The sequence below is a fragment of the Acinetobacter sp. YH12070 genome, assembly GCF_013419625.1.
GTDB lineage: Bacteria > Pseudomonadota > Gammaproteobacteria > Pseudomonadales > Moraxellaceae > Acinetobacter > Acinetobacter amyesii.
This window is the reverse complement of sequence record NZ_VOZT01000005.1, coordinates 62,897-87,553: the sequence shown is the minus strand read 5'-3', so window position 1 is coordinate 87,553 and position 24,657 is coordinate 62,897. Positions and strand designations below refer to the sequence as shown.

Here is a 24,657-nt window from a genome sequence, read left to right as displayed (position 1 = left end):
TTGCTACAGATTGAAGACTTCTAATATGTTTTAATCTCAGTGATTTACACGGTTTTTATTGGATAAAACATGACTGAACCATTAAAACAAAAAATGTCAAAGCAAGAAGTCATTCGTCTTGAACGCGATCTCGCAAAGTTTGCCAATATGATGGACTCCGTGGTTCGGATTCCATTTACTCGACAAGGGGTAGGTGCGGACGCAGCGTTGAGTACCATTCCCGTAGCTGGTGATATCGCAGGATTTGTCTTGACCTGTTATGCCGTCTATAAAGCCAAACAGATTGGCGTACCACAAGCCAAATTAAATGGTGTGATGAAACTCGCAGTTATAGATGCTGTCGTGGGGTTTATTCCTGTTGCAGGGACGATCTTTGATGTGTTTATTCGACCGAGCCGTAAAGCTTTAGATGTTGTACATACGCACATTCGTGAAGAATATCAAATCAGTACAGATCAACATGTGGTACATCCGTTTTTACATGAAAAATTAGAACAGAAACAACAGCAATCTGCTTTTTGGCGCAACCCTGTGGTTGCATGGATATGGATCCATATCCCAGATATATTCGGGATGATTTTCTTATTAGTCTTTATCTTTGCAATTTATATGGGTGGTTCATTGCTTTGGCAATGGTTAAAGGCTAATGGAGTATTGTAGATAGAAATGCCTTGTTGCTTGAGCGCGATCAATGAGAGGCTATTCAATTGAAAGATCGTTCAACTGAAAGATTATTGATAAGACAGTAAATGTTCGGAAAAAATTAGACTTAAAAAAGCCTCCATAGGGAGGCTTTTTTACGACATACATTAGATGCTCGATTATGGGCAATCTAATTGTTGTAATGCCGCAACACGTTGTTCAATCGTTGGGTGTGTTTGGAACAATGCAGCTAAACTGAAACCTTGTTCTTGACCCGCAGAAATTGCAAAGGCTTTCATTTCTTTTGGCATTTGATCTGGCATTTCAGATTCTGCTTGTAAACGTAACAGGGCAGAAATCATCGCTTGTTTACCTGCTAAACGCGCACCAGCTTCATCGGCACGGTATTCACGGTAGCGAGAGAACCACATCACAATGGCAGACGCTGCGATACCAAAAACAATATCTAATACAATCGTAATGACAAAATATGCGATACCCGGTGCTTCACCATCTTCACGACCAAAAACATTACGGTCAATGAAGTCACCTGCTACACGCGCAAAGAACATCACAAAGGCGTTGACTACACCTTGCACCAATGCAAGGGTTACCATATCACCATTGGCTACGTGACCAATTTCGTGAGCGAGTACGGCACGGAGTTCATCTTTGTTCATACGCTCAAGTAGACCGGTAGAAACCGCTACTAAAGCATCATTTTTATTCCAGCCTGTTGCAAAGGCATTTGACTGGTACGATGGGAAAATACCCACTTCTGGCATTTTGATACCAGAACGTTGTGCCAGTTGCGCAACTTCGTTGAGTAACCATGCTTCAGCTTGGCTACGTGGTGCATTAGGGTCAATCAGCTCTGTACCCGTGGTTTTTTTCGCCATCCATTTTGACATGAATAGTGAGATCATTGAACCCACCATACCGAACACAAAACAGATAACGAGCAAGTTGCCTAAGTTTAAGCCGCCTGCACCGTGGTAACTACCGACACCGAAGAGTGACAAGATTATGCCAGCTACAACCAGTACCGCGAGGTTGGTCAGCAAGAACAAACCAATCCGCATCATTGGGTAAATCCTCTTATTATAGAAAAATGATCTGATTTACAAATAAAAATCATTAAACTCAATATGAGGTGAAAGTCTTAAAATTTCAAGGAAAAATTAGTAAAACAGATGCAATTTTACAAAATCAGTGATTTCATTCATTGAGATAAATGCGCGCTGAGGCAGAAGCATTTGCTGTCGCAAATGAACCTGAAGGTGCATCGGTAAAACTACCATTGTCCGTTTGAATAATTTGACGTGCCGGTGACTTGGCAACAGCAGGGGCAGCGGCATGGTAATTGTCCGAACTGGCAATAATCCGACCACTATTAGAAGTGCTATTTGAACTGCTCGAACCCGAGACACTTAAACTACCAGCATATAGGTTGCTGTAGCGGCTAGTGACACGGCGGACATAGTCTTGAGTTTCACGAAAAGGAGGGATGCCACCATATTTTGCGACATTGCCTTCACCTGCGTTATAACCAGCTAAGGCAAGTGAGGTGTTGCCATTAAAACGTTTCAGTAGCCAAGATAAATAGCGCGCACCAGCCATAATGTTCTGATGTGGATCATAAGCATTTGATACATTGAAGCGACGTGCTGTAGCAGGCATGAGTTGCATTAAACCTTGCGCACCGACAGGGGAGCGTGCATTGGTGTTAAAACCAGATTCGGTATGCATCACCGCTTTGATCAGACCTTCGGAAACACCATGTTGGGCCGCGGCTTGTTTAATAATATTGTCAAAGGCATTTTTATTACGGCTATAGCTTGGCAAAACAGACGCTTCATTTGAGCCCCAGTTACTATAACTATGAATATTACTGTCCGGATAATAGGTTTTTTTCTCGACTTTCAGATTGCTATAACGGCCTTGCTTATTGGTCAGTAGCGTCGTGCCATTACTTTCACGCAATTGATAGATTGTTTGGCCGGCAAAAATGCTCGGTGCAGCTAAACTGATAGCCACACATCCACTTAATAACAGCCCCAAAGTCCAAGTATTGTTTTTCATTTTATTGTGAAGAAAAAAATTCTGTCCCCAAACAGTTAAAATAGAGTTTATCAAAAAAAAATCAGATGAAAAGGCTTCGAGGGCTGATTTCTTCTTTACTTTGTAAAAATCAAGTCATTTTGATGATTCAATAATCAAAAAAAATATTTATTTTTTTTTAATGAGCATAACTTGACACATATAAGGTATTGATAAATAAGTAATAATAAATTGATCAAAAAATGATCAATTTAAATAGAAGCCTTAAAATAAGGGCAGCTCACCTTGTCAAGTCATTTAAAATCCACAAAGTTATCCACAGCTTTTGTGGACAACTGTGGAAAAGTCCAAAAGATAAGCGTTTCGCCTAAAAAATGAACTCGACCGTATAAAATAATGCGCTGAGGATGACGTGATCATGACAGTATTTTTAGTTTTTTCGGAAATTACATTCTTTTGATGCGAGAAGTCTGCGAATCGGATAAAATTGCGCGGTATTTTTTTTTAGGTTTAACTCGTCTATGTTCTCGCCAGTTGAGTCCGAACAAGGATTTAATTTCAAACCAGAACTACCAACTAGCTCTGCGTATTATCGTTTATTGAAAAAGCTACGCCGTCAGGTCGGTCATGCCATTCGTGATTTTAAAATGATCGAAGAGGGCGACAAGGTGATGGTCTGTATTTCAGGCGGTAAAGACAGTTATACCTTGCTCGACATTTTGTTGCAGTTTAAGCGTATCGCACCGATTAATTTTGATGTGGTTGCGGTCAACCTTGACCAAAAACAACCGGGTTTCCCTGAAGACGTATTGCCACGTTATTTAGAAGAAAACAAAATTCCGTATTACATCTTAGAAAAAGATACCTACAGCATTACTAAACGTTTAACCCCAGAAGGTAAAACGTATTGTGCAGTATGCTCACGTTTACGTCGTGGTTCGTTATACGGCTTTGCTCAAGAAATTGGGGCGACGAAAGTGGCTTTAGGTCATCATCGTGATGATATTTTGGCGACGTTCTTCTTGAACTTGTTCCATGGCGGTAGCTTAAAAGCCATGCCACCGAAATTATTGTCTTCTGATAAAAAGAACATTTTGATTCGTCCACTGGCTTATGTGGAAGAAAAAGACATTATCAAGTATGCAGAAATGCGTAAGTTCCCAATTATCCCATGTAACTTGTGTGGTTCACAGGAAAACTTACAACGTGCGATGCTAAATGACATGCTGCGTACTTGGGATAAAGAATTTCCAAAACGTTTACACAGTATTTTTGGCGCATTGCAAAATGTATCGCCTTCACAACTGGCAGACCGTGAGTTATTCGACTTTGAAGCCTTGGATGAACAACGCGAATTTGACTTCAAAAATAGCGAAAGTTGTTCAACTGAAGAAGGTGAGCCTGAAAGCAAACGCATTAATATGGTGAACTTAGGTTTTATGGCAGATTAAGCCGAAAACTTCATCACGCAAAAGGCATTCTACGGAATGCCTTTTTTATGCTTATGATTTTTCTCATTTTGTTGTTAAACAGTTAAATATTGAACGGTGCGTACAAAAAACTTTAGCCTTTTCGCAAATGATCATGCTATAACAAGCCTCAAGCAAAATATGCTTGCACTGATGTTGTCCGGAACGGCAACACACACGAACAAAATAAATTGAGGAAAGATCATGCCTGCTTTTTTAACTGATGATTGGTTTTCAACTGTAGAAACTCTGACAGCTCAAGCTGGTGATTTAAACTTACCACCTGCATTGGCTAATCTTGCAATTAACCTTGTAGTTGCTGACGCTGCAGGCAATACTGAATTGTCATTAGACGGTGGTGCAATTAAAAAAGGTTTATCTTCAAACGCGAAAACAACTTTGAACATGGATGCTGAAACTTTACGTAAAGTATTCCTTGAGTTTGATATGGCTGCAGCGATGCAAGCGTTTATGACGGGCAAAATAAAAGTACAAGGTGATATGTCACAATTGATGGCATTGCAAACAGCAAAACCAAGTACTGAGCAAAAAGATTTATTCAAAAAAGTACTTGAGCAAACTGCTTAAGTTTAAAACGAAAAAAGCTTACCCGAAGGTAAGCTTTTTTTGTGCGCTCACATGTAAATGTTAGGTGGACGCATATTAGATATTCACAAGTTGAGGTGTGGTTTTAATATGTTCCAAATACGCACGAATACGCGTGACATATTGCACAGCTTGACGATAACGACCATTGCTGGCCTTGTTACGGTCTAGATAAGCATATAAATTCACCCACTTATTTGGGTTTTTACCCTGAGACTGGATGCGCTTTTGAATCTGACTTACAGCACCAGGACCCATGTTATAAGCCACTAAGGCATACCAATTACGATCTGGGTATGGAATGTTACTATAACGGTTTAACATTTGGTCATAGTACTTTGCACCACCTTGAATGCTTTGAGTCGCATCTGTACGGTTGCTCACACCCATGGCTTTTGCTGTACTGTTGGTCAGCATCATAATGCCACGAACACCCGTTGGGGATACCGAGTCAGGTTTGAGATAAGACTCTTGATAACCAATCGCTGCCAATAAATGCCAGTCTAGGTCGTATTGCTTGGCCGTGTTTTTAAAACTTGCCTTATAGATCGGCATACGTTTACTTAAATCACGTTGAATCACATTCCAAGAATCTTGTTTGACCACATTACGGTTGTAGAATGATGCCAACTGTCCAATTGCGCCATTTTGTTTGGCACGGCAAATAAAACCACTCGCGGTTTGGCTTAGTGGATCATCTGCATTTTTAAATACCCAGTTTAAGTTGCTGTTTAAACCATTCTTTTTTAAAGAAACGGTATCACCACAACTGGCTGAAAATGACGTCAAATGCTTGGCTTCAATGGTACTCATTTCGGCAGTGGTCATAGCAAAATTGGCTTGACCTTTGGCAACCATTTTTAAAGCAGTGGCATTGTCATTCACTGTTTTAAAATCTAATTGGACATTTAAACTTTCTGCATAGTTACGTGCAAGGTCGTAACCAAAACCATGTCGATGTTTACCATCCTGAAAAACAATATCAGGATTGGCAACGGCAACAACAGTGAGTTTATTACTGTTGACGACAGCATCATATTGATGAGCTGTTTTGCTGGCATTAATACTGTGAAAAGGAATTAAGACAGTACTGAGTGCAAGCGCTTTAAATGGGAGAGAGTTAAAAGAGTTAAGGCAAAGCCTCGACCCAGAAGTTGAACTACTGTGCATGTTGTCTCCGCTACAAGTAATTTATGCCCTAAAAAGCAAAGGCAAACACGCCTCAGACTTTTTCAAGTTTGATAAATTCAATAAGGGTTGGGCAGTCATGACGTCATTCAAAAATGACTAGGGGTTTTCGGGAAATGTGTAGAAAATCTACACTGGATAAAAATTAAACAAGCCTAAAAGATGTGCGCATAATAATAAGCAAAAAAATACTTGTCAAATTTTGTACGAAAAAATATTAAAATATGTAACATAAATAATTGATTTTGTTTACGAATAAATTTTATATACTTTGCCTGTGTAGAAATGGAGGATAAAATAGGCATGTTTTGTAAAAATCAGCGCTTGCTCAAGGCCGAAAAATCATCATGAAATCTAACTTAATTACCCGTGGTGGACACGATTTATTGGTCGCTGAACTTCAACATTTATGGCATGAAGAACGACCTGAAATTACCAAAAAAGTGAACTGGGCGGCCAGTCTTGGCGACCGTTCGGAAAACGCGGATTATCAAATATAACCCTATTTTTAATACTATTTATATTTTTTATAATTTATAACAATCAATTACAAATAGTATGTATACTATTCGTACATACTATACTATTACTATTTTAAGTAAAAAAAGAAATTTAACTTTATGCTCAGGCACGGTATTGAACTTGAAATTTCTGATAAATTGTCAGAATACAATCAGCAGCTAATAAAAAAATATTGGGAGTGTGAAAAGAAAACACTTAGATATAAATACTCAATTCAGTCTTTAACTAATAGATATAAGTTTTGTAATGAAGATGAGTGTGAAAAATATGTTGCTCGTCATAGCTCAGCTATAATTACTGATGAGCGAATTTGCTGTTCAAGTTGTGGAAGACGAATCATTGTTAAATTACGTCAAGAGTTAAATATTGCTTTTGAAAAAGGATTTAAATTTGAACTGGATTGTAGAAATTGTATGGATCTGTCTATAGATGAAATTGCAAAAAATGTAATTGATAGTATAGAAAATATTATTCATTTAGAATATAATTTTTTATTTAAAAATAGAGAGTTAAGTTTAACTTATTTAGAGAAAATTTATTTATATCTTATTAGTCTAAAATGCCAAGTTAATGAATATGGGAAATTAAAAAAAGAAATTTGGCAAGATATGTTTATTACAGAGAGAGCTGATAAAAATTTTTTAATCAAATCACTATATGATAAAAGAGTAATTTTCAATACGAAGAAAAATGATGAAATTATAAAAATTATTAACGAGAATAGTAAATTCTTCTTAAAAAAGTCACATTTAATTGATTTGGAATTTAGAAATAAATATCAAAAATATCGATATCTGTTCTTAGAGGAAAATACTTTTTTAAATTTTGATCTCAATTATGAAAGTTTTAACCACATGTTTGAAGAGTTGAGAAATCAGTTCGATTATTACGAGTTAGATTATTTAGATATTAAAGAAATCCGTGAATTTATTCTTGAACAAAAAATTATAGATGCATATCAATTGATTTCAAATATACAAAAATATAGACCTATTCCAATTGAAAAATCTATCGAATTAGATTGTGTACTTGTTGAATTAGTTGAAAAATATAACCTCTTGGTTGTGAATAGTTTATTAAGTTATCAAGCGGATAAAGTTGCCTTAAGGTTATATAATTTAGAGCATGCGCAACAAAGAGATAGAGATCCCTATTTTGTTAATAAAATGTTTATTACACGCATCACATCCTATTTAGAATATTGTAGGTTAAATAATAAAATTCCGTCTCATATACGCGGTATTGGTCCAAATTGGAATTATACTTCCTTAGAATACTTTGTTAGCAAAAGTATAATAAACGAGGGACTATCTTGGACTACTTTTAGTGGTGATGAATTAATTCATAAGTGGTTGAATAGTGAAAAAGTAACCATCAAACCAGATCTCTAATTTTTAACCATTGACGTTTCTAATCAAGATTTAAACGTTGATTTTTGCTAAGATTGACTCAACTTTTTATAGACTCACTTTTGTTATGCCACTATTAGACTGGGTGAACCGAAATCAAGCTGAAGAAACAGCAACTCAAGTTCCATATCACCTTTTAAAATTTGAACAAGCATATGGTGATGAAGAACAAGCGAAAGAAAACCTCATTATTCATGGTGATAATCTCCATGCTTTAAAAGCATTATTACCAACTCATACAGGTCAAATTAAATGTATCTATATCGATCCACCTTTTAATACTCAAGAAGCTTTTGATCACTATGACGATAAATTGGAACATGCTCAATGGCTTTCTATGCTGTATCCAAGACTTCAACTATTAAAAGAACTATTACATGATGAAGGCACAATTTTTTTACATATTGATGATAATGAGCTTGGTTATATAATTGTATTAATGGATGAAATTTTTGGAAGAGACAATCGAACCCATATTGTAAGTTTTAAGCAAGGAGCTGCTACAGGTCATAAAGCTATTAATCCTGGATTGGTAAGTACTACAAATTATATTTTAATTTATTGTAAAAATAAGTCTTCTTGGAAGCCTAAAAAGCTGTTTGTAGGTCGAGATATTGATACTCGTTATAATCAATATATCGTTAATTTTGATGAGCATTTTTCTAAGTGGAAAACTCAACCATTATTACAAATATTTGCTGATACTCTAGGAATCAAAAAGAGTGCTCTCAAAAAAGAATTGGGAGAAGATTATGAACAGCAACTATCTCAATTCGTTATTAATAATGCCCATCGAGTGATACGTCCGGCTAGACCAGATTATAAAAGTGTAGGAAAAGATGTTAAAGAAGCAATTGATATTTCTAAAAATATGGATGAAGTTTGGCTTCTAGAAAGAGATGGAAATAGTGATATGTATTTCTTCAAAGGGGAGCGTTGGTTATTCTATAAAGATAAGCTTAAGTTCATAGATGGGAAATGGATTAGTGGGGAACCATTATCGACAATGTGGGCTGATTTGCTCTCTAATAATTTACATAACGAGGGCGGAGTAAATTTTCCTAAAGGGAAAAAGCCCGAAGCTTTAATTAAAAGAATCATTGAGTTATCAACTGATGAAAATGACTATGTTTTAGATTCCTTTTTAGGATCGGGCACTACGATTGCTGTAGCTCATAAGATGAAACGTCGTTATGTTGGCATTGAAATGGGACCACAAGCAAATACCCATGTAATTCCCCGTCTTCAAAATGTTATTAGCGGAGAAGATGGGGGTATTTCAAAAGCTGTCAATTGGCAAGGTGGTGGCGGTTTTAACTTCTATACTTTAGGAAGCCCTGTTTTTGATGATAATGGCTTTTTAAATGCCGATGTGAAGTTTAAAGACCTTGCTAGCTATGTATGGTGGTTAGAAACTAAATTTGCATTAAATCAAACAGAAAATTTTGATAATCCATTCTTAGGTATTTATGAAGATACAGCCTACTACTTGCTTTATAACGGTATTTTGGGGGATCGGCGACCAAATGGCGGTAATGTACTGACATCCTCTGTATTGAATCATTTAAATGAATGTCATGCCCATGATGGTAAACGAATAGTAATTGGTGAAGCATCTCGTTTAAGTCCTGCTCGATTGGAAGCATTGAATATTGAATTTAAACAAATTCCATATTCACTTTATGGCAATAAGGCTAAGTAAGGATTATTCATGTCACTTCAATTAAAAAATTATCAACATCAGTCTTTACAAGCTTTAGAGCAATTTTTTACCTTGGCTGCATCATTTGGGGCAGAAAAAGCTTTTAAGCAGTGTGTGGGCGAAAATATACAATATAACGACCGATTAGAAGGCATTCCAAGCGTATGTCTGCGTGTTCCTACAGGCGGTGGTAAAACCTTACTTGCATCACACAGTATTCCTATCGCTGCTCGAAATTATACAAATACTGATACGCCTATTATTTTGTGGCTTGTTCCAACTGATATGATTCGTCAACAGACACTTGCAGCTTTGGCAGATGTAACACATCCCTATAGGCAAGCTTTGCAAAGTTATTACGGTGATAAATTAAAAATTTGTGATATTGAAAGTCTACAAACATTAAATAAACATGATGTTAATCAGTCTTGTATTGTGATTGTGACTACCATTCAGATTTTTAATATCGACAAAGAAAAAACATTCCAACGCAATGCCTACGCTTTTGATGAATCTTTAAGTGAGCATTTCACTGGTCTGACAGATTTCCAGACTCAAAATATGGATAGAGTTACGGCAGATACATTGCAATATCAGCCATTCTTGACCGAAAAAGATATAGGGCGTGTTAAACATTCGTTGGTGAATTTCTTTAATTTGCACCGACCAATCATCATTGTCGATGAGGCGCACAAAAACCGTGGCGGTAAGACTTTCTTTCCAACACTTAAGCGTTTAAACCCAAGTTGTTTAGTCGAGCTAACAGCGACACCAAAAGATAATAACGTACTTTATTCAGTATCTGCTGCTGAACTCAAAGTCGCTGAGATGATTAAGCTACCTGTTGTGCTTACTGAACATCCACATAGTTGGCAAGACTGTATTCGTGATGCACTTATTCAACGCCAAAAATTAGAGGTATTGGCTCAAAGCGAAAAAGAATATATTCGTCCTATTTTATTGATCCAAGCGCAGGATAAGAAAGGTGAAGCTAACGTAGATGCAGTCAAACAGCATTTATTAAGCGAATATGAAAATATAACTGAAGACTGGATTGCGATCTCTACAGGGCAAACCAAAGAGCTTGAAGATGAAAATCTATTTAGCCCTACGAGCAAAGTGAAAATTGTCATTACCGTTGAGGCTTTAAAAGAAGGTTGGGATTGTTCTTTTGCATATGTATTGGCAAGTTTACAGAACATCAACTCAGCAACTGATGTAGAACAGCTATTAGGACGTGTCTTGCGTATGCCTTACGCGAAATTACGCCAAAACGATGAGTTGAATAAAGCATATGCTCATGTTATTTCCAGCTCTATCGCTCAAGCGACCATGCTACTCAAAGATCGTATGGTACAGAATATGGGCTTTAATAAATGGGAAGCAGATACAGCCATTGTTGTTAACCCTCAACCTGAATTAGACCTTGGTCAAACAGGTAGTGGTGGAACCAAACCCAAAGCTCCTGAAGTTATTATTTCTGTACCTTTTGAAGTCAAGGCAGATACTATTCCTACTGAGTTACAACCTTCGGTACAGAAATTAGATAACAGCCAAGGTACATCTCTAATTATTAATACAGGCACAACCGACGAAGAGTTTGATCAAATCGAACAGGCTGTTATTGATCAAGCAACCCCGAAACAGAAAGCACAAGTCAAAGAAGCCTTTGATGATGCTCGTGCCGAACGACAAGCTCATCAAGCACCTGAGAACTGGAATGCGACATTTGCATTGATTCCGCAATTAGGTTTATTTGTAGATGGTGAATGGCAAGTTGCTGATAAAGAGACGATTGAAGACTCTGTGGAATGGAATCTACTTGATTTCCCTGTGCAGCTTGAAGGTTTTAATATCAGAGAAACTGTAAATAGTTTTGAAATTGATCTAAATATTGCAGATCAAAAATTAGAGTATGGACAATTAGGTAGTCAACAAATTCAATTTTCGGAAATGCCGACTCTCGTCACTGAAAATGATTTACTCAACTGGCTTGATCGTAAAGTAAGACGTCAAGGTTTGACACAAATCCAATTACGAGCTTATTTAACAAAACTAATCAGTTATTTGTTGAATGTTCGAAATTTCACTTTAACTCAATTGCATCGTGCTCAGTTCCAATTGTCTCTTGCTGTATCAAATGAATTAGACCGTTTATTCGAATTAGCTCGTAAAAAAGCGTTTCAGGGTGACTTATTTAGCCAGTTACAAGTGGCTAATGAATCTAAGCTTGAAAATAGTTTTGAATTTAAGCGAGGAATGTACCCTGTTAAGAAACCTTATCGTGGTAGCTTCAAATTTAAGAAGCATTTTTATGCTCAAATTGATGACTTAAGGGAAAAAACAGACGGTGGCAATATTTCTGAAGAATTCCAGTGTGCTCAACTTTTAGATCTACATCCTAAAGTTAAGTATTGGGTGAGAAATATTCCTAAACAACCACAATATTCTTTTTGGCTACCAACTGAAAAAGACTATTTTTACCCTGACTTTGTAGCTGAATTAGTAGATGGCTCTATTTTTGTTTTGGAATACAAAGGTGGGCATTTAGATACTGCTGATGATGCTCGTGTGAAGAATGCTATCGGGAAGCAATGGGCTAAAGATAGTAATGGCAAACGAAAATTTCTGATGGCTAAAAAGCAAGATGAGGTAGGGCGTAGTTTGGATGAGCAGATTAATTCGGTTCTTCAGTTACAATAAAATATTTAAATACTCTGAAATTTTTTTATGAAGAAAATCAATTTATTTCATGGTGAGCCAATATATCATCAATATAATGCATGTGTTGGATATAATGGCTGGAATGGTATGCATAACTATGTTGAAGGTTATGCTGAAGCAACAAAAGCGATGATAGAAAATGTAATTCATGGAGTTGATGTTAATAAAGGAAGAATGCAGCTTAGTGTTGATTTTGCAATATACCCTATACTTTTTTCTGCACGCCATTACCTTGAACTTTTTATTAAACAACAAATTTATATAATTAATTTATTTAAAAATAAGGAGAGTTTAATAGAGGATAGATTGTTAAAAACACATGATATTCATAAACTGTGGTGTGTTTTTTTAAAAGAGGTTAAATTAACATATGATCGTCGCTTATATAAATATCTTAATAGATTTCATTGTTATATTGTTGATTTTAATAATATGGATTCTACAGGAGAAACTTTTAGATATCCATATTCTCAAGAAAGTAAAATGCATTTGACAGATCGCTCTGTAATTGGAGTTTATTCTTTTTATGAAAAATTTAATGAGTTAACTGGGCTTTGTGAAGATTTTAGCTATTTAACTACCTATTTATATCATGAGTATAGTGTTAATACTTATACAAAAAAACTCAATAGAGTCGATATTGAATATATATCAAAAAGAGTACCATCAAGAAGTGAGTGGGGTTCAGAAGAGTTTAAAAGAGTTAGACAAGAAACTATTGACAAGCTATCTATAAGTTGTCGAGAATTTAATGAAGCTCTATTAATAATTCAATCTCACCTTGAATTTAATATAAATATTAATCCGAATGCTTATTATTTACCTATTGATAAAGATGTATTGTTGAGATATTTGAATGGTAAATATTCCATGGATGAAATAAAAACACTATCAAATAAAACATTGGCCGCCTTAAAGGCACTTATAGAAATTTCAAATAATCCTCTAGATGCTGTTTATTTTTCAGAATATTATGTGCCTTTATTTGAAAAATACTATACTGAATATAATTTGGATAGGAATTTAATAATTTTTGATACTCATTACATTTTTAAATCAGTTCAAAAGGCAAAAAAGGGAGTTAAAAGAATTAACTATAATAATTTTTTCAATATTTAATTTTTTAGAAGAGAAAACTATTAGCTTTCTCTTCTAAAATTAAGGACTTAATTTATTTGTGCCATTCGTCTTTTATTTTAGATAAATCAATATCTTTCCATTTATTTTTCCAAAGTTCCCAGTATGGAATATCATTTGATGATGGAGCAATAGAGCAAGGCTCAATCTGAACAATCGATGGAAGTATTATGGATTCACCAACCAAAAGAGCTTCACCTTGTTTAAATGACGTCATTTTATCAATCAAAGAACCTAAAGAATCAGGTAATAACTTTCGGACATAAGCTTGGTCGACAGGGTTAGTGAGTCTCATAGCTATGAAGTTATTGCATTGTGCGAATATAGTTTCAGAAATTTCAGAAGGTCGCTGACTCGCCAATAGTAAAGTGACGCCATATTTTCGTCCTTCTTTGGCAATCCTTTCAATAGACAGTTTTGAAGATCTATATTTGGATAAATCACTATTTGGCACATATTTGTGTGCTTCTTCATATACCAATAAGATAGGTGCATCATTATTAATTTTTTCTTCAGGATTTTCTACACAACGCAACTTTTTATATATATAACCATACTCAAAAATCAATCTTGATATTAAAGATACAGTTATACTCAATACTTCAAAAGGAACGCCACTTAGGTCAATAATAGTGATATTCGATTCTTTTTTGGGAATAAAACCTAAGAGATTTTGTAAGGTTTCTTCAAATGTAATATTTTTAGATTTCTCCCCTAGAAAAAAATTTAATCTTTTATCATTGATTTTATTTTCAAGCCGATTAATAAAATTTGTTAGTTTACCATACAGACTACCTTGATTAAGTTTAGGTTGTCCTTTTTTTTCACCTGAAGCATAGACCTCACCAGTATCTATTTGTTCAGTATTTTTAAATTTTGCAAAATTTAAAACTTCATTAATATCAAAAAGTATTGGTGAATCAAGATGAATTTTTTGCTTATCATCTTCTTCACCTGTAAACTTCTGTTTTCTATCAAATATTATAGCTTCTTTGAATATATTGCGTTGGTTATGATCATTAGCTTCTGTATCTAAAAAGAATTCTTCCAACTCTTCACTATTTAACATCCAATATGGAAGTATTAAATTTGAAATATCAATATAATTTGCGTTTGGAAAAGCTGTTTTATACTCAGAGTGAATATCAAAAACAATAACATGAGAGTTATTTAAATGAAAATCTTTATGTTTTTCAGAGGTAGCTTTTTGGATAATTTTTGCTAAAGTATGGGATTTTCCAGAGCCAGTTGAACCCACTATAGCAATATGTTTATTAAAAAACTTGTTCCCATTAATTGGTACAGCAACTTCTTTGTTAGAAGCTAGATGTGAAAAAGCAAAGCTTTCAACAGGATTAACTGTATCCTCATAAATCTTTTTTATGTCTTCGATAGTTGCAGGAACTACTTCTTTTGGAGGAATAGCTAATGAATCACCTCCACGTTCAAATTTACCATTTCTGAGGACCCCTAATGGAAATGCTTCAATGATATAATTTTGTACACCTTCGCCTACAGAAATTTGAAAATTTTCAATTACAGCTATTAATACTGCGTTTTCATTATCTGCAATTTTTAAGTATGAACCAACTTTTAATGACTCTTCAGCAACTTTGAAATGTTCTAAATCCTCGACAACAATTTTTACTTTATCAGGGAATACAGCTATAACTTGGGCATTAATTTTTTCATTTGTATCTGACGTTATCATATAATTTCCTTAATATCTGTAAAATGTTCTACTTGAATGTTATGAATTCCAATTGATGGGTCTGAATATTCAAAGTAAGGTGTTGTTATAAAAAATTGATAAACTTTTTTCGTTTTATTCGGGATAGAGCCAAGAGTTAGTTCTAAATCTGTTAATATATTCAATATTTTAACTTTAATTTGATTGTGGTGAGTTGCAGTTTGTGCAACTGAAATTGGATTGAATTCTGCTCCCTGAAAATCATAACCATCAATGAAATTAAATTTTTCTGTGAATAATTCAGTTTTGATAGAAATTAATTCAGAATTTTCTATTCCATGAACTAAAATATATGGGCAAAATGATATATTTCCATATTTAGAAATTTTGGACCATTTTTTAGAAATTATGAAAATTAACTCTTTAAGCTCGTTTCTAACATAAAAATCTTGATTTATTTCAATCAAAAAAAATCTTTCAAAAGGTTCTATATTTAAAGAAGTGAAATATTCTTGTTTAAGATTTTTAAAATGTGCTTGTTTACCTTTTAATTTAATAAACCATTCATTAAAAAGAATTTTTGAATTATTTGCTTTTTCTAAGAATGACTTTTTGGTTATTGTCCTATTCTCTTCAAGAGGATTAATTGATAAATCTTTAATGATTCTTAATGCATTATTATAATAATAGGATTCAGCAGAGTATCTTGTTGATTTATAACAAGCACAAAGAGAATCTATTAATTGATTATATTGAGTATTATATTCAGGACAATTTACATTAATTGATAAGCAGGATAAAAAAACTTCTAACTGTTCATCAGTTAGACCTAAATTTATATGATGTTCTTGCTTTACTTTTTCTTCGGTATATGTAAGAAAATTCTTTTTTAAAAAAGCTATATCAAAGCTATTTGGAAGTTTATCTTGCCCAGATTCATAATATCCATTTATTTGGTACTTGATAGCCTGTTTTTCTCCAATTGTGACTTTTTTAAAATGATTCAGCATATGCATAACAGCTTTTTTTATAACAGAATGATTATATTCAGATTTGGAATAGTATTTACACTGTATTGCTGATAATTCAGTCGCTGTTTTAACATCAATATCTTCGATACATTCGATAGCAACGCTGTCTTCTAATGAACTTAGATTTAGTATCTTAAGAATTGATTGATCAAATTGGTAAAAGTACCCAGTCAGGGTATCAACAGCGCTTCTGTCATGATCAGTCATTTTATTTTATTTGAAAGCTAAAAATACTATAATATCCATAATTTAATTAAAAACAATATATTAGAATTAGTCAGCATAAAAAATTTTAGTTATGTACCAATTTTTCTTACCAGTAGGTGTATTTACTTGAATTTCATCATCTACAGACTTACCTAAACAAGCCTTCGCTATTGGGGATTGGAGAGAAATATAGTCTTTACGACCATAGATTTCTTCATCTCCAACAATACGAAATGTGATGGTTTCACCGTCATCATTTTCTAATTCAACCCAAGCACCAAAATAGGCTTTACCATCTTGCTCAGGGCTATATTCAACTTTATGAGCAACTTCAAAAAGCTTAGTTAAGTATCTAATTCTGCGATCAATTTCACGCAATTTTCTTTTATTATAGATGTAATCAGCGTTTTCCGACCGATCGCCGAGACTGGCTGCCCAAGACACTATTTTTGTAATTTCAGGACGTTCTTTACGAACTAAATCATTTAACTCGTCTTGTAAGCGTTGATAACCTTCAGCCGTTAATAATTTACGATTCAAGACAAATACTCCAAAGCCTTGCGTAAGGCATCTAATGTTGAAACTTTAAAAACAGGCTTATTCGACTCATCTACAAGTTCGCCAAAATGAGTTGGTTTAAGATTCCATTTTTTTTGGAAATCTGTAGACAATAAATACTGTAATGCTCGTACTTCTTGATCAGAAAGCTTAAAAGATTCATCGGGTATCATATTCTTATGATCATAAATATCAATCCTTTGTTTTGGCGGAATAATTTCACGGATCATTTGTTGAGCTTCTTTTAATTCAGATGCCATAATTCGTACAAGCAATTGATGCTTGGGATTTTGAATTTCCTCGATCCATGCACTATCTGTTTGCGATGGTTTAACTAGGCTAGGCTGTTGTGATGCAACATCTGCAAAACATTGTATTAGTGCTCTATACTTTTCACCTGTCTTATTTCGGATACTTTGCGCTTTAGGAACACCTCTGTTAAATCCCAAATTAGCAATGGTACTGACAGAAAAATCCTGAATTCCACGTTCCTGTTGCTCAATACATACTTCATAGATTGCATCAAGTGATTGCTGGACTTTAAGTGATGATCCATGCTTTAATTTATTTAATAATTCTTCAGGATTCATGACTTGCCTCAATCAATGTTGGAGAATTATGTAGAATGAGTTCAATTTCTGATTTTGAAATTTGTTCAGTTTCAGAAAGTTCTATTAGTTTAAGCTTTCCATCCATAACACTTTGCACTTTATCCCAAGATTTGAGGCGACTCATCAATAATTTAAAAATTTGGTTGCCTGCTGAAAGTTGCTGTTCTTTAGATAACATGAACAAAGCGGGCATAATTTCATTAAACATTGCCATTTTATCAATGAGCTGACTCCTAGGATAAATAGCTTGATCTGCATTACAAGATTTATAAATGACGGCATTTTCACAAACTTCTTGTAATTGTTGAAAGTGACTAACTTCTTCCATTTCTAAAACTAACTCTGCATTTGAAGTCGTAATTAGCGATAAAGTATCTGTATTTTCTAATAATTCATTGTTATTAATCAGCTTATGACATTTCGTAATATGACTATAAGCTGACTGAATATCGCATAAAAGCATATCCAATTTTTTAGCGGCTGTTTCATATTCGGATTCGAAATTTCGGAGTTTAGTCTCAAGCCTAGATCTGCTTGCTGCGCCTTCAAATTTTTCTTTTTTCAAATTGGCTATATATTCTTCTTTTTCAATATTCTCTATATCTTGATTAATTTGATTGATTTTAAGTTGTAGTTTGGAACATATTTCAGATTGATCATTGGATTGGAGTAATATCTCATTTGTAATTGCCAATAAACCACCAAGAAAGGCTGGTCCAGTAATGAAATGTCTACAACGTATACAATTCTGAGTTCCTAAATAACCTTGAGGTGTAGGGGTATAGAATGAACTACTTTTCATTAACTCACCTCCATCCTCACACCTTGAAGCTGCAAAAGGGCAAATACCATAATCTCTAAAAATAAAATTTCCTGCAGGAACCTCATTAGACAAAGCTTGCAGTAATTCTAAATTATTACCAACCAATTGGTTTTTAACACTTTCAATTTTATTTTGTTCAATGGTTCTTTGAATTGATTCTACTTCAGATTTTAAGGCAATTTTCTCACCTTCTTCTAATCGAGTTCTAATGTCATGATTGGAAACTTTGCAATAATAGATCGACATAATTACGGAGCTATGACCCACGATTTTCATGACGATTTCAATTGGCATACCCATTTCAAGCACATAAGCCGTAATGAGGCTTACACGCATGCTATGGGGCGTATATTTAGACTTATATGAACCCAAAACTGCTCTGTTTCCTTCAAGTGTAGTTAAGCAAAGATTTGAGGGCTGTATATTATAAAGAGCGGCTGCTAATCTCGGGGTTAATGCATTTCCGACATTCGCCGCCTCAAAATCATTAAAGCGTCTAAAAAGAAAACAATTCAATCCTTTCGCTTTTCTTTGTACCTCATTTAAATTTGTTCTTTGACAATCAATCCAAGCACTCGGATATGAGAGAGGATTATATTTTTGTTGCCATTTTCGTAGCCTAATTAGCCAATATGCTAAGTCTTCAGGTATCCATGGAATTGTATAGCCTTGCCCATTGTTATTTGTTTTATTTGTAGTAGTAAACATACCTGTTTGACCATCAGGCATTCTTTTTATGAATGATTGTTCTTTGGTTAACCCAGAAAGTGGAGAATTATTTTTTTTCCAAATGATTTTGTTTTGCTGATCTAAATCAGCTATATACTCGTCAGCTTCGCCAGAATCATTATAGGCGATTTGCCGTCCTCTTAAAGGAACTTTGGTAAGTGCATAAGTATGAATCCAATCTGTTGGACACCATAAATATGCTTGATTATCAATGACACGGTAAACACAATCTAAATCATGTAAATCTAATTGATCAAAGCTTACTTTTACCCAATCTGCATCAAATTTATGAAGATGATCTAAATCTTGAAAGTTTTTCGCATCTGATGGAATAATCCATTCTTGGGCTTTTTTGACAAAATGATATTGTAAGCATGGTTTTGTCGTTTCAGAACGAATTGAACTAGACGATATATTTTGTTGGTTTAGTAAAAGGGAAAATGGATTACGAGCATTATCAACACGTACTATTTCTCCTGTTTCCTCATCTTCAATCGTTAAATCATTGTCAATGATGTAATCTAAGAATTCATTAACATAAACGACGAGTTTTCTCCTCATGGGTTCAGATTCTATATTTTCGAGAATATCTCGAAAGGGTTTTACATCGAATTTTTCTTGAATGAGAAAGGCATGTGGAGATTTGCTTTTATCAAATTGTTCGATATAAAGACGGACAAAACGACATAACTGAGATTCCTTAGTCCCACCACCACGAGCTTTAGTCATGAACTCTTTGATTTTTATTGCCCAAGTTATATAACTTGGTGAAATAAAATCAGGTTTAAACGGTTCGGTTTTACCTAAAAATTTGTACCAATTTTCCCATTCATTTGGATAGACTCCTTGCGGGTCAAGTGGAAGGCTAGGATCATTTAATTTTAAAATAAGACTTTTGTATTCTTTAGCATTTTTAAGATTTTTGTCTTCTACTAAACTTTTTAATTCTGAATATGAAATAAAATCAACGATATCAAAAAAATCTTTATAGCTAATCCACTCATCATAAATTCTTTCAGGATGTGCAGGCAGTCCATATTCCTTGTAATTTTGTTTATATGACACAGAATTAAAAATACCAGCATTTTTACAAAATTGCTTTAATGAGTCCAAATCGGGAAAAGTCGAAAATTCTTTATTAAATCTCTTACTTTCGATTTGCCGAATTGCTTGAGGTTTTATCATTGAATCTCTCTCAATTTTTCTTGTACTTCTTCTAGTGTTGGCTTGATGTAAACAAGACATGATGTTGGACTTTTATGATGCATTGCTTTTTGAATTTCGACTTGATTTAAGCCAGCCTGTCGTGCTCGAAAACCATAAGCATGTCGATGTCCGTGCTCAGTTGTTCCATGATCTTTCTTACAAATGAGTCCAATACGTTCTACTGCACGTTTATGCAGTCGTTGGAAGTTTTTTATAGTTTCAGGTTCACCTAAACTATTTGTGAATGCAAAAGGATGAGGGTTACTACTTAGTGGCTCTACACGTTGATATTTGAGATAGTTTGCCCAAATTAATAAGAATTCTTTAGCTTTTTCTGGTGGATTAAATACAACCTCAAAATAACCTTGTTTAGACGTAAGTAATGGGTTTTTCCATCCAGCATATAAACGTTCGGTAAATGGATAGTTATTTCTAGGTTTGAATGATGTTTTGGATAAAAGAAATTCGCGTCTATTTTTGAAATGAGGATCTGGAGCGATACCTAATTCAGGATGATAAACACGAACAAGAGCCTCTTGAGGGCGATTTGGATTTAATGTGATATCCGAAGTGTATATGTGAAAAATTTCACTTTTCCTAAGCCCACCGTAATTCATCAACATCGTAATCGCTTGTGATTTATAATCATAGTGTCCATTTTTTTCGAACCCTAAGTAAATCAACCTTTCAATTTGATCTTCAGGAAAACGGACTGCATATTCAAAATCAATCAGCTCTTCATTGAATGAGCCAACCAAACGAACTTGTTGTTGTGATAAATCTTTTTTAGTTAAATAATTCAGAAAGACATTTGCTTGTTTATGATAATAAGCACACCAATTTAAGCGTTCTTCATAACTGGTTGCTTTACGAAATGGATTTACGCGAATTGTTGAGTGTTCATCCTGCAACATCAGAAAATCAGTGTAATGCGTAATATGAAATAATAGATTATTGGTATTTCTGACTGTACGTGGTCGCCAATAAAGATCAAGAGCATCAGTACGAGTAGTTGGATCAATTGTGCCTGTAATTAGCGCTTCAGTGAAAGCTTTGAGTAATTTTGTTGCATTCTCAATTTGTGGAACAGCATTTATATACTTCAATAAAAGTTTGAGTGCATAACAAGATCTTTCTTTCCACGATTCGCTTTTTGAATTAAACCAAGCCAAATAACGTAAATGAGAAATAATGACTCCTTTCTCAGTCAAGATACAAGGTAAGACCAAGGTAGTTTGAGTAGAACAATCTTTGTAATTTACATAAATTTTCTTAATGTAAGCCATATACTATTTAGTATGAAGTATGAGGTGTTTTATAATTTAAACTATCATTATTTAATCAATTGTCAATATAGAATATTAGGAATAGTATGTTTTATAGTGGGGTTATAATATCAATATAATAAGCAATTGTTACGCAAAATTGACCGACGTGTACGCTATTTGGGAAAACGTTTGGAGGAGCTACGTATTATCGATTATTCACCCGAACAAAAAGGGAAAGTCTATTTTGGGGCGTGGGTCGATATTGAAAATGATGAAGGCGAACAAAAAACGTTAAGGATCGTGGGGGTAGATGAAATTTATGATCATCATCCACAGCATATCTCAATTGATTCACCTATGGCTCGAGCACTCCTGTCCAAGCAAGTGGATGATGAGGTCGAAGTCCTGACCCCACTGGGAAAAAAATGTTGGTATATCAATTCAATTCGTTATGAAATGGGCGAAAGTACTGAAAAATAACAAACTGCTCTTATTTTGTTCAATTGGACGTGTTTTTTACAAAATAATTTGCCATTGCTGAAATTTATTTATATGATGGCGGCCATGGAAGCGTGGCAGAGCGGTTTAATGCACCGGTCTTGAAAACCGACGAGGGCGCGAGTCCTCCGTGAGTTCGAATCTCACCGCTTCCGCCAAATTCAAAAACCCTGATGTTTTAACATCAGGGTTTTTTTATATGCGTAAATTGAGGCAATGTAATTAGCTATGATCTTAAGTTAGTATATATTGATTGAGCATCTGTTTTTCAGCTCTAAGCCAAAATTTTACAATCGCCTAAATTTTGTCTGAACGATTCGCCAAGTGTTCAAAATAAGGCAAAATAATTTGCCAATCTGAATTTTTATTTATATGATAGCGGCCATGGAAGCGTGGCAGAGCGGTTTAATGCACCGGTCTTGAAAACCGACGAGGGCGCGAGTCCTCCGTGAGTTCGAATCTCACCGCTTCCGCCATATTCAAAAAACCCCAATGTTTTACATTGGGGTTTTTTTTGCCTAAAATTTTTGAATTATTTTTTCGACAGGCGAAGCTGATATACAGCATGGATATGACATGCTATTAATTATTCACAATAAACAGAAAACAAGATCAATCGATTTAGAAAAGGAATTCATCCATGCAGAAACCAGAGCTTATTCATGAACTGGAATGGCAAGCGCGTTGTCAATTGGCGGCACTGTATCGCTTGGTGGCTTATTATAAAATGACAGACTTAATTGATACCCATATCAGCCTGCGTTTAAGTCATGAACCAGATCATTTTCTGATTAATCGCTATGGTGTGACCTTTGACAAAATGACGGCTTCGGATTTGGTCAAAATTGATCATGAAGGTAAAATTGTTGAAACCTATGATGCAGGGAAGATGGTGAATGTAGCAGGCTTTGTGATTCATTCTGCCTTACATCATGCGCGTGCAAATATTAATTGTGTGATTCATACGCATACTGCGGATGGCGTGGCAGTTTCTGCACAGGAACATGGATTATTGCCAATCTCACAACATGCGTTAAAGTTCTATCAGAACATTGCTTATCATGAATATGAGGGCATAGCCTTTTCAACTGAAGAGCGTGAAAGATTGGTACAGGATATGAGGCATTATCGCTGTATGATTTTACGTAATCACGGTTTGCTTGCGACTGGTGATAGTGTGGCACGGGCATTTCATGAAATTTACTTTTTAGAACGAGCTTGTCAAATTCAAGTAAAAGCATTGTCGAGTGCTACATTGCATTATCCAAGTCCGAAGGTTTGTGAACATACGTTGCAGCAGTTTGAAAATCCGATGGCCGAGCCCATTATTCAAGCGGCTTGGCAGGCGGCCTTGTCCTTAATTGACGATCAGCAGTCAGATTATTGCAGATAATATAATTTTCAATCATCTAGCTCATAGAGTATAGGCGCTATGCCTTATGTGCAGAAGAATAGTCATGGCTTGAGCAACGCGTTATCATGTTCATAGTGGAACTATGAGATGAACTATGAAAATCGTTGCAGATGAAAATCTGGCATTTACTGAGTATTTTTTTGCCGAATTTGGTGAAATAAAGCAAGCGGCAGGTCGAACATTGACCCATGCAGATGTCAAAGAAGCCGATGCATTGTTGGTACGATCGGTGACTCAGGTAAATGCAGACTTAATTCAACAGACCGCACTCAAATTTGTCGGTAGTGCTACGATTGGAACAGATCATTTAGATATTACTGCTTTAGAAAAGCAGGGGATTGCTTGGTCAAATGCCGCAGGTTGTAATGCACAAGCGGTTGCTGAATATGTGATTACGGCATTGCTTTATGTTAAACCTGAATTGTTGAATGCAAATGAAAAATTTACCTTGGGCATTGTTGGTTTAGGTAATGTTGGTTCACGTTTAGCCGTCATGGCAGAATTATTCGGTTGGAATGTCATTGGCTATGATCCATTTGTGCAATCTGATCAGGTGAAACAAGTTGAATTTGCAGAACTGTTAAAAAGTGCAGATGCGATTAGTACTCATGTGCCACTGACCAAAGAGGGTGAACATCCAACCTATCATTTAATCAATGCTGCTGCGCTTGCTGCTATGAAGCCAACTGCGATCTTGATTAATTCCGCGCGTGGGCCAGTGGTCGAAGAAGCTGCCTTAATTGCCGATATTCAACAAACTCAGCGTAAAGTGGTCTTAGATGTTTTTGAACATGAGCCAGAGATTTCAGCAGCGTTGTTGGATTTAATTTACGTGGTGACACCGCATATTGCGGGCTATAGCTTGGAAGGTAAAGCACGTGGCACACAGATGATCTACGAAGCATTCTGTCAAACTTTTAATCAACCGATAAATAAAGCTTTTGAAAGTCAGTTGCCCGTCTGTGAACAGTATTTTACTGGTGCTGACTTTAAGACGGTATTACAGCGATACTTAAAAGATATTTATGACATCGCTCGTGATGATGCTAACTTACGTGCTTGCCTAAAAGACGGCAAGGTGGATCAAAAAGCCTTTGATTATTTACGTAAAACCTATCCTTTACGCCGTGAATGGGCTGCACATGGAGGCCCAGCAGCATGA

Annotated in this window: 18 protein-coding genes, 2 tRNA genes and 2 pseudogenes; 13 read left to right on the top strand and 9 right to left on the bottom strand. The window is 35.1% G+C overall.

Annotation, left to right across the window (positions count from 1 at the left end):
• Window positions 1-69 precede the first annotated feature (69 nt).
• A complete protein-coding gene (locus FTU17_RS02825; protein ID WP_180049076.1) occupies window positions 70-660 on the top strand; it encodes a DUF4112 domain-containing protein in 591 nt (196 codons plus the stop codon).
• A gap of 161 nt (window positions 661-821) precedes the next feature.
• Here the strand turns inward: FTU17_RS02825 and htpX are convergent, their stop codons facing one another.
• Both htpX and FTU17_RS02815 read right to left on the bottom strand, forming a co-directional pair.
• Complete coding sequence (gene htpX / locus FTU17_RS02820) at window positions 822-1,727, bottom strand: protease HtpX (protein ID WP_078190437.1); 906 nt, start codon at window positions 1,725-1,727, stop codon at window positions 822-824.
• Between the two features lie 133 nt (window positions 1,728-1,860).
• A complete protein-coding gene (locus FTU17_RS02815) occupies window positions 1,861-2,724 on the bottom strand; it encodes a lytic transglycosylase domain-containing protein (RefSeq protein ID WP_180134634.1) in 864 nt (287 codons plus the stop codon).
• A gap of 500 nt (window positions 2,725-3,224) precedes the next feature.
• On the opposite strand from FTU17_RS02815, the gene ttcA reads away from it, so the two are divergent.
• Together ttcA and FTU17_RS02805 are read left to right on the top strand one after the other, a co-directional pair.
• Window positions 3,225-4,154, top strand: a complete 930-nt coding sequence (gene ttcA, locus FTU17_RS02810; RefSeq protein WP_078190435.1) for a tRNA 2-thiocytidine(32) synthetase TtcA — start codon at window positions 3,225-3,227, stop codon at window positions 4,152-4,154.
• Between the two features lie 222 nt (window positions 4,155-4,376).
• Window positions 4,377-4,760, top strand: a complete 384-nt coding sequence (locus tag FTU17_RS02805; RefSeq protein ID WP_078190434.1) for an SCP2 sterol-binding domain-containing protein — start codon at window positions 4,377-4,379, stop codon at window positions 4,758-4,760.
• 75 nt (window positions 4,761-4,835) lie between these two features.
• Here FTU17_RS02805 and FTU17_RS02800 read toward each other — a convergent pair whose 3' ends face one another.
• Window positions 4,836-5,948: a transglycosylase SLT domain-containing protein gene (locus FTU17_RS02800; protein ID WP_180008382.1), complete on the bottom strand. Its 1,113-nt coding sequence runs from the start codon at window positions 5,946-5,948 to the stop codon at window positions 4,836-4,838.
• Between the two features lie 365 nt (window positions 5,949-6,313).
• Between FTU17_RS02800 and FTU17_RS02795 the strand changes: the two are divergent.
• The 5 genes and pseudogenes from FTU17_RS02795 to FTU17_RS02775 all read left to right on the top strand — a co-directional run.
• Window positions 6,314-6,460: pseudogene (locus FTU17_RS02795) on the top strand (transcription elongation factor GreB); the annotation flags it as partial.
• 126 nt (window positions 6,461-6,586) lie between these two features.
• Window positions 6,587-7,879: a hypothetical protein gene (locus FTU17_RS02790; RefSeq protein WP_180134633.1), complete on the top strand. Its 1,293-nt coding sequence runs from the start codon at window positions 6,587-6,589 to the stop codon at window positions 7,877-7,879.
• A gap of 85 nt (window positions 7,880-7,964) precedes the next feature.
• Window positions 7,965-9,599 (top strand): site-specific DNA-methyltransferase, encoded by a 1,635-nt coding sequence (locus FTU17_RS02785; protein WP_180134632.1) that lies wholly within the window; start codon window positions 7,965-7,967, stop codon window positions 9,597-9,599.
• 9 nt (window positions 9,600-9,608) lie between these two features.
• On the top strand, window positions 9,609-12,302 hold the full coding sequence (locus FTU17_RS02780) for a DEAD/DEAH box helicase (protein WP_180134631.1): 2,694 nt from the start codon (window positions 9,609-9,611) through the stop codon (window positions 12,300-12,302).
• 27 nt (window positions 12,303-12,329) lie between these two features.
• Window positions 12,330-13,442: a hypothetical protein gene (locus FTU17_RS02775; protein WP_180134630.1), complete on the top strand. Its 1,113-nt coding sequence runs from the start codon at window positions 12,330-12,332 to the stop codon at window positions 13,440-13,442.
• Window positions 13,443-13,494: 52 nt separating this feature from the next.
• On the opposite strand, the gene FTU17_RS02770 is transcribed toward FTU17_RS02775, so the two are convergent.
• The 6 genes from FTU17_RS02770 to gmtY form a co-directional block, all read right to left on the bottom strand.
• Complete coding sequence (locus FTU17_RS02770; protein ID WP_180134629.1) at window positions 13,495-15,171, bottom strand: ATP-binding protein; 1,677 nt, start codon at window positions 15,169-15,171, stop codon at window positions 13,495-13,497.
• Window positions 15,168-16,388: a DUF4297 family anti-phage-associated protein gene (locus FTU17_RS02765; protein ID WP_180134628.1), complete on the bottom strand. Its 1,221-nt coding sequence runs from the start codon at window positions 16,386-16,388 to the stop codon at window positions 15,168-15,170. Before FTU17_RS02765 ends, FTU17_RS02770 begins: the two co-directional genes overlap by 4 nt.
• Before the next feature lie 66 nt (window positions 16,389-16,454).
• Window positions 16,455-16,928, bottom strand: coding sequence for a transcription elongation factor GreB (gene greB / locus FTU17_RS02760; protein ID WP_180134627.1), 474 nt, complete (start codon window positions 16,926-16,928; stop codon window positions 16,455-16,457).
• On the bottom strand, window positions 16,925-17,536 hold the full coding sequence (gene gmtX / locus FTU17_RS02755; RefSeq protein ID WP_180134626.1) for a gamma-mobile-trio protein GmtX: 612 nt from the start codon (window positions 17,534-17,536) through the stop codon (window positions 16,925-16,927). Before gmtX ends, greB begins: the two co-directional genes overlap by 4 nt.
• The gene (locus FTU17_RS02750) at window positions 17,526-20,294 is read right to left on the bottom strand and encodes a VPA1269 family protein (protein ID WP_180134638.1); all 2,769 of its coding nucleotides are present in this window, start codon (window positions 20,292-20,294) and stop codon (window positions 17,526-17,528) included. The genes gmtX and FTU17_RS02750 overlap by 11 nt, the downstream gene beginning before the upstream one ends.
• The gene (gmtY, locus tag FTU17_RS02745) at window positions 20,291-21,601 is read right to left on the bottom strand and encodes a gamma-mobile-trio recombinase GmtY (RefSeq protein WP_180134625.1); all 1,311 of its coding nucleotides are present in this window, start codon (window positions 21,599-21,601) and stop codon (window positions 20,291-20,293) included. The genes FTU17_RS02750 and gmtY overlap by 4 nt, the downstream gene beginning before the upstream one ends.
• A 108-nt stretch (window positions 21,602-21,709) precedes the next feature.
• On the opposite strand from gmtY, the pseudogene FTU17_RS02740 reads away from it, so the two are divergent.
• From FTU17_RS02740 to FTU17_RS02720, 5 genes and pseudogenes are all read left to right on the top strand, one after another.
• Window positions 21,710-22,063 (top strand): annotated as a pseudogene (locus tag FTU17_RS02740) (GreA/GreB family elongation factor); the annotation flags it as partial.
• Between the two features lie 86 nt (window positions 22,064-22,149).
• A tRNA-Ser gene (locus tag FTU17_RS02735) sits at window positions 22,150-22,239 on the top strand.
• 228 nt (window positions 22,240-22,467) lie between these two features.
• A tRNA-Ser gene (locus tag FTU17_RS02730) sits at window positions 22,468-22,557 on the top strand.
• A gap of 164 nt (window positions 22,558-22,721) precedes the next feature.
• Window positions 22,722-23,474: a class II aldolase/adducin family protein gene (locus FTU17_RS02725; protein WP_180039592.1), complete on the top strand. Its 753-nt coding sequence runs from the start codon at window positions 22,722-22,724 to the stop codon at window positions 23,472-23,474.
• A gap of 115 nt (window positions 23,475-23,589) precedes the next feature.
• Complete coding sequence (locus FTU17_RS02720; RefSeq protein ID WP_180134624.1) at window positions 23,590-24,657, top strand: 4-phosphoerythronate dehydrogenase; 1,068 nt, start codon at window positions 23,590-23,592, stop codon at window positions 24,655-24,657.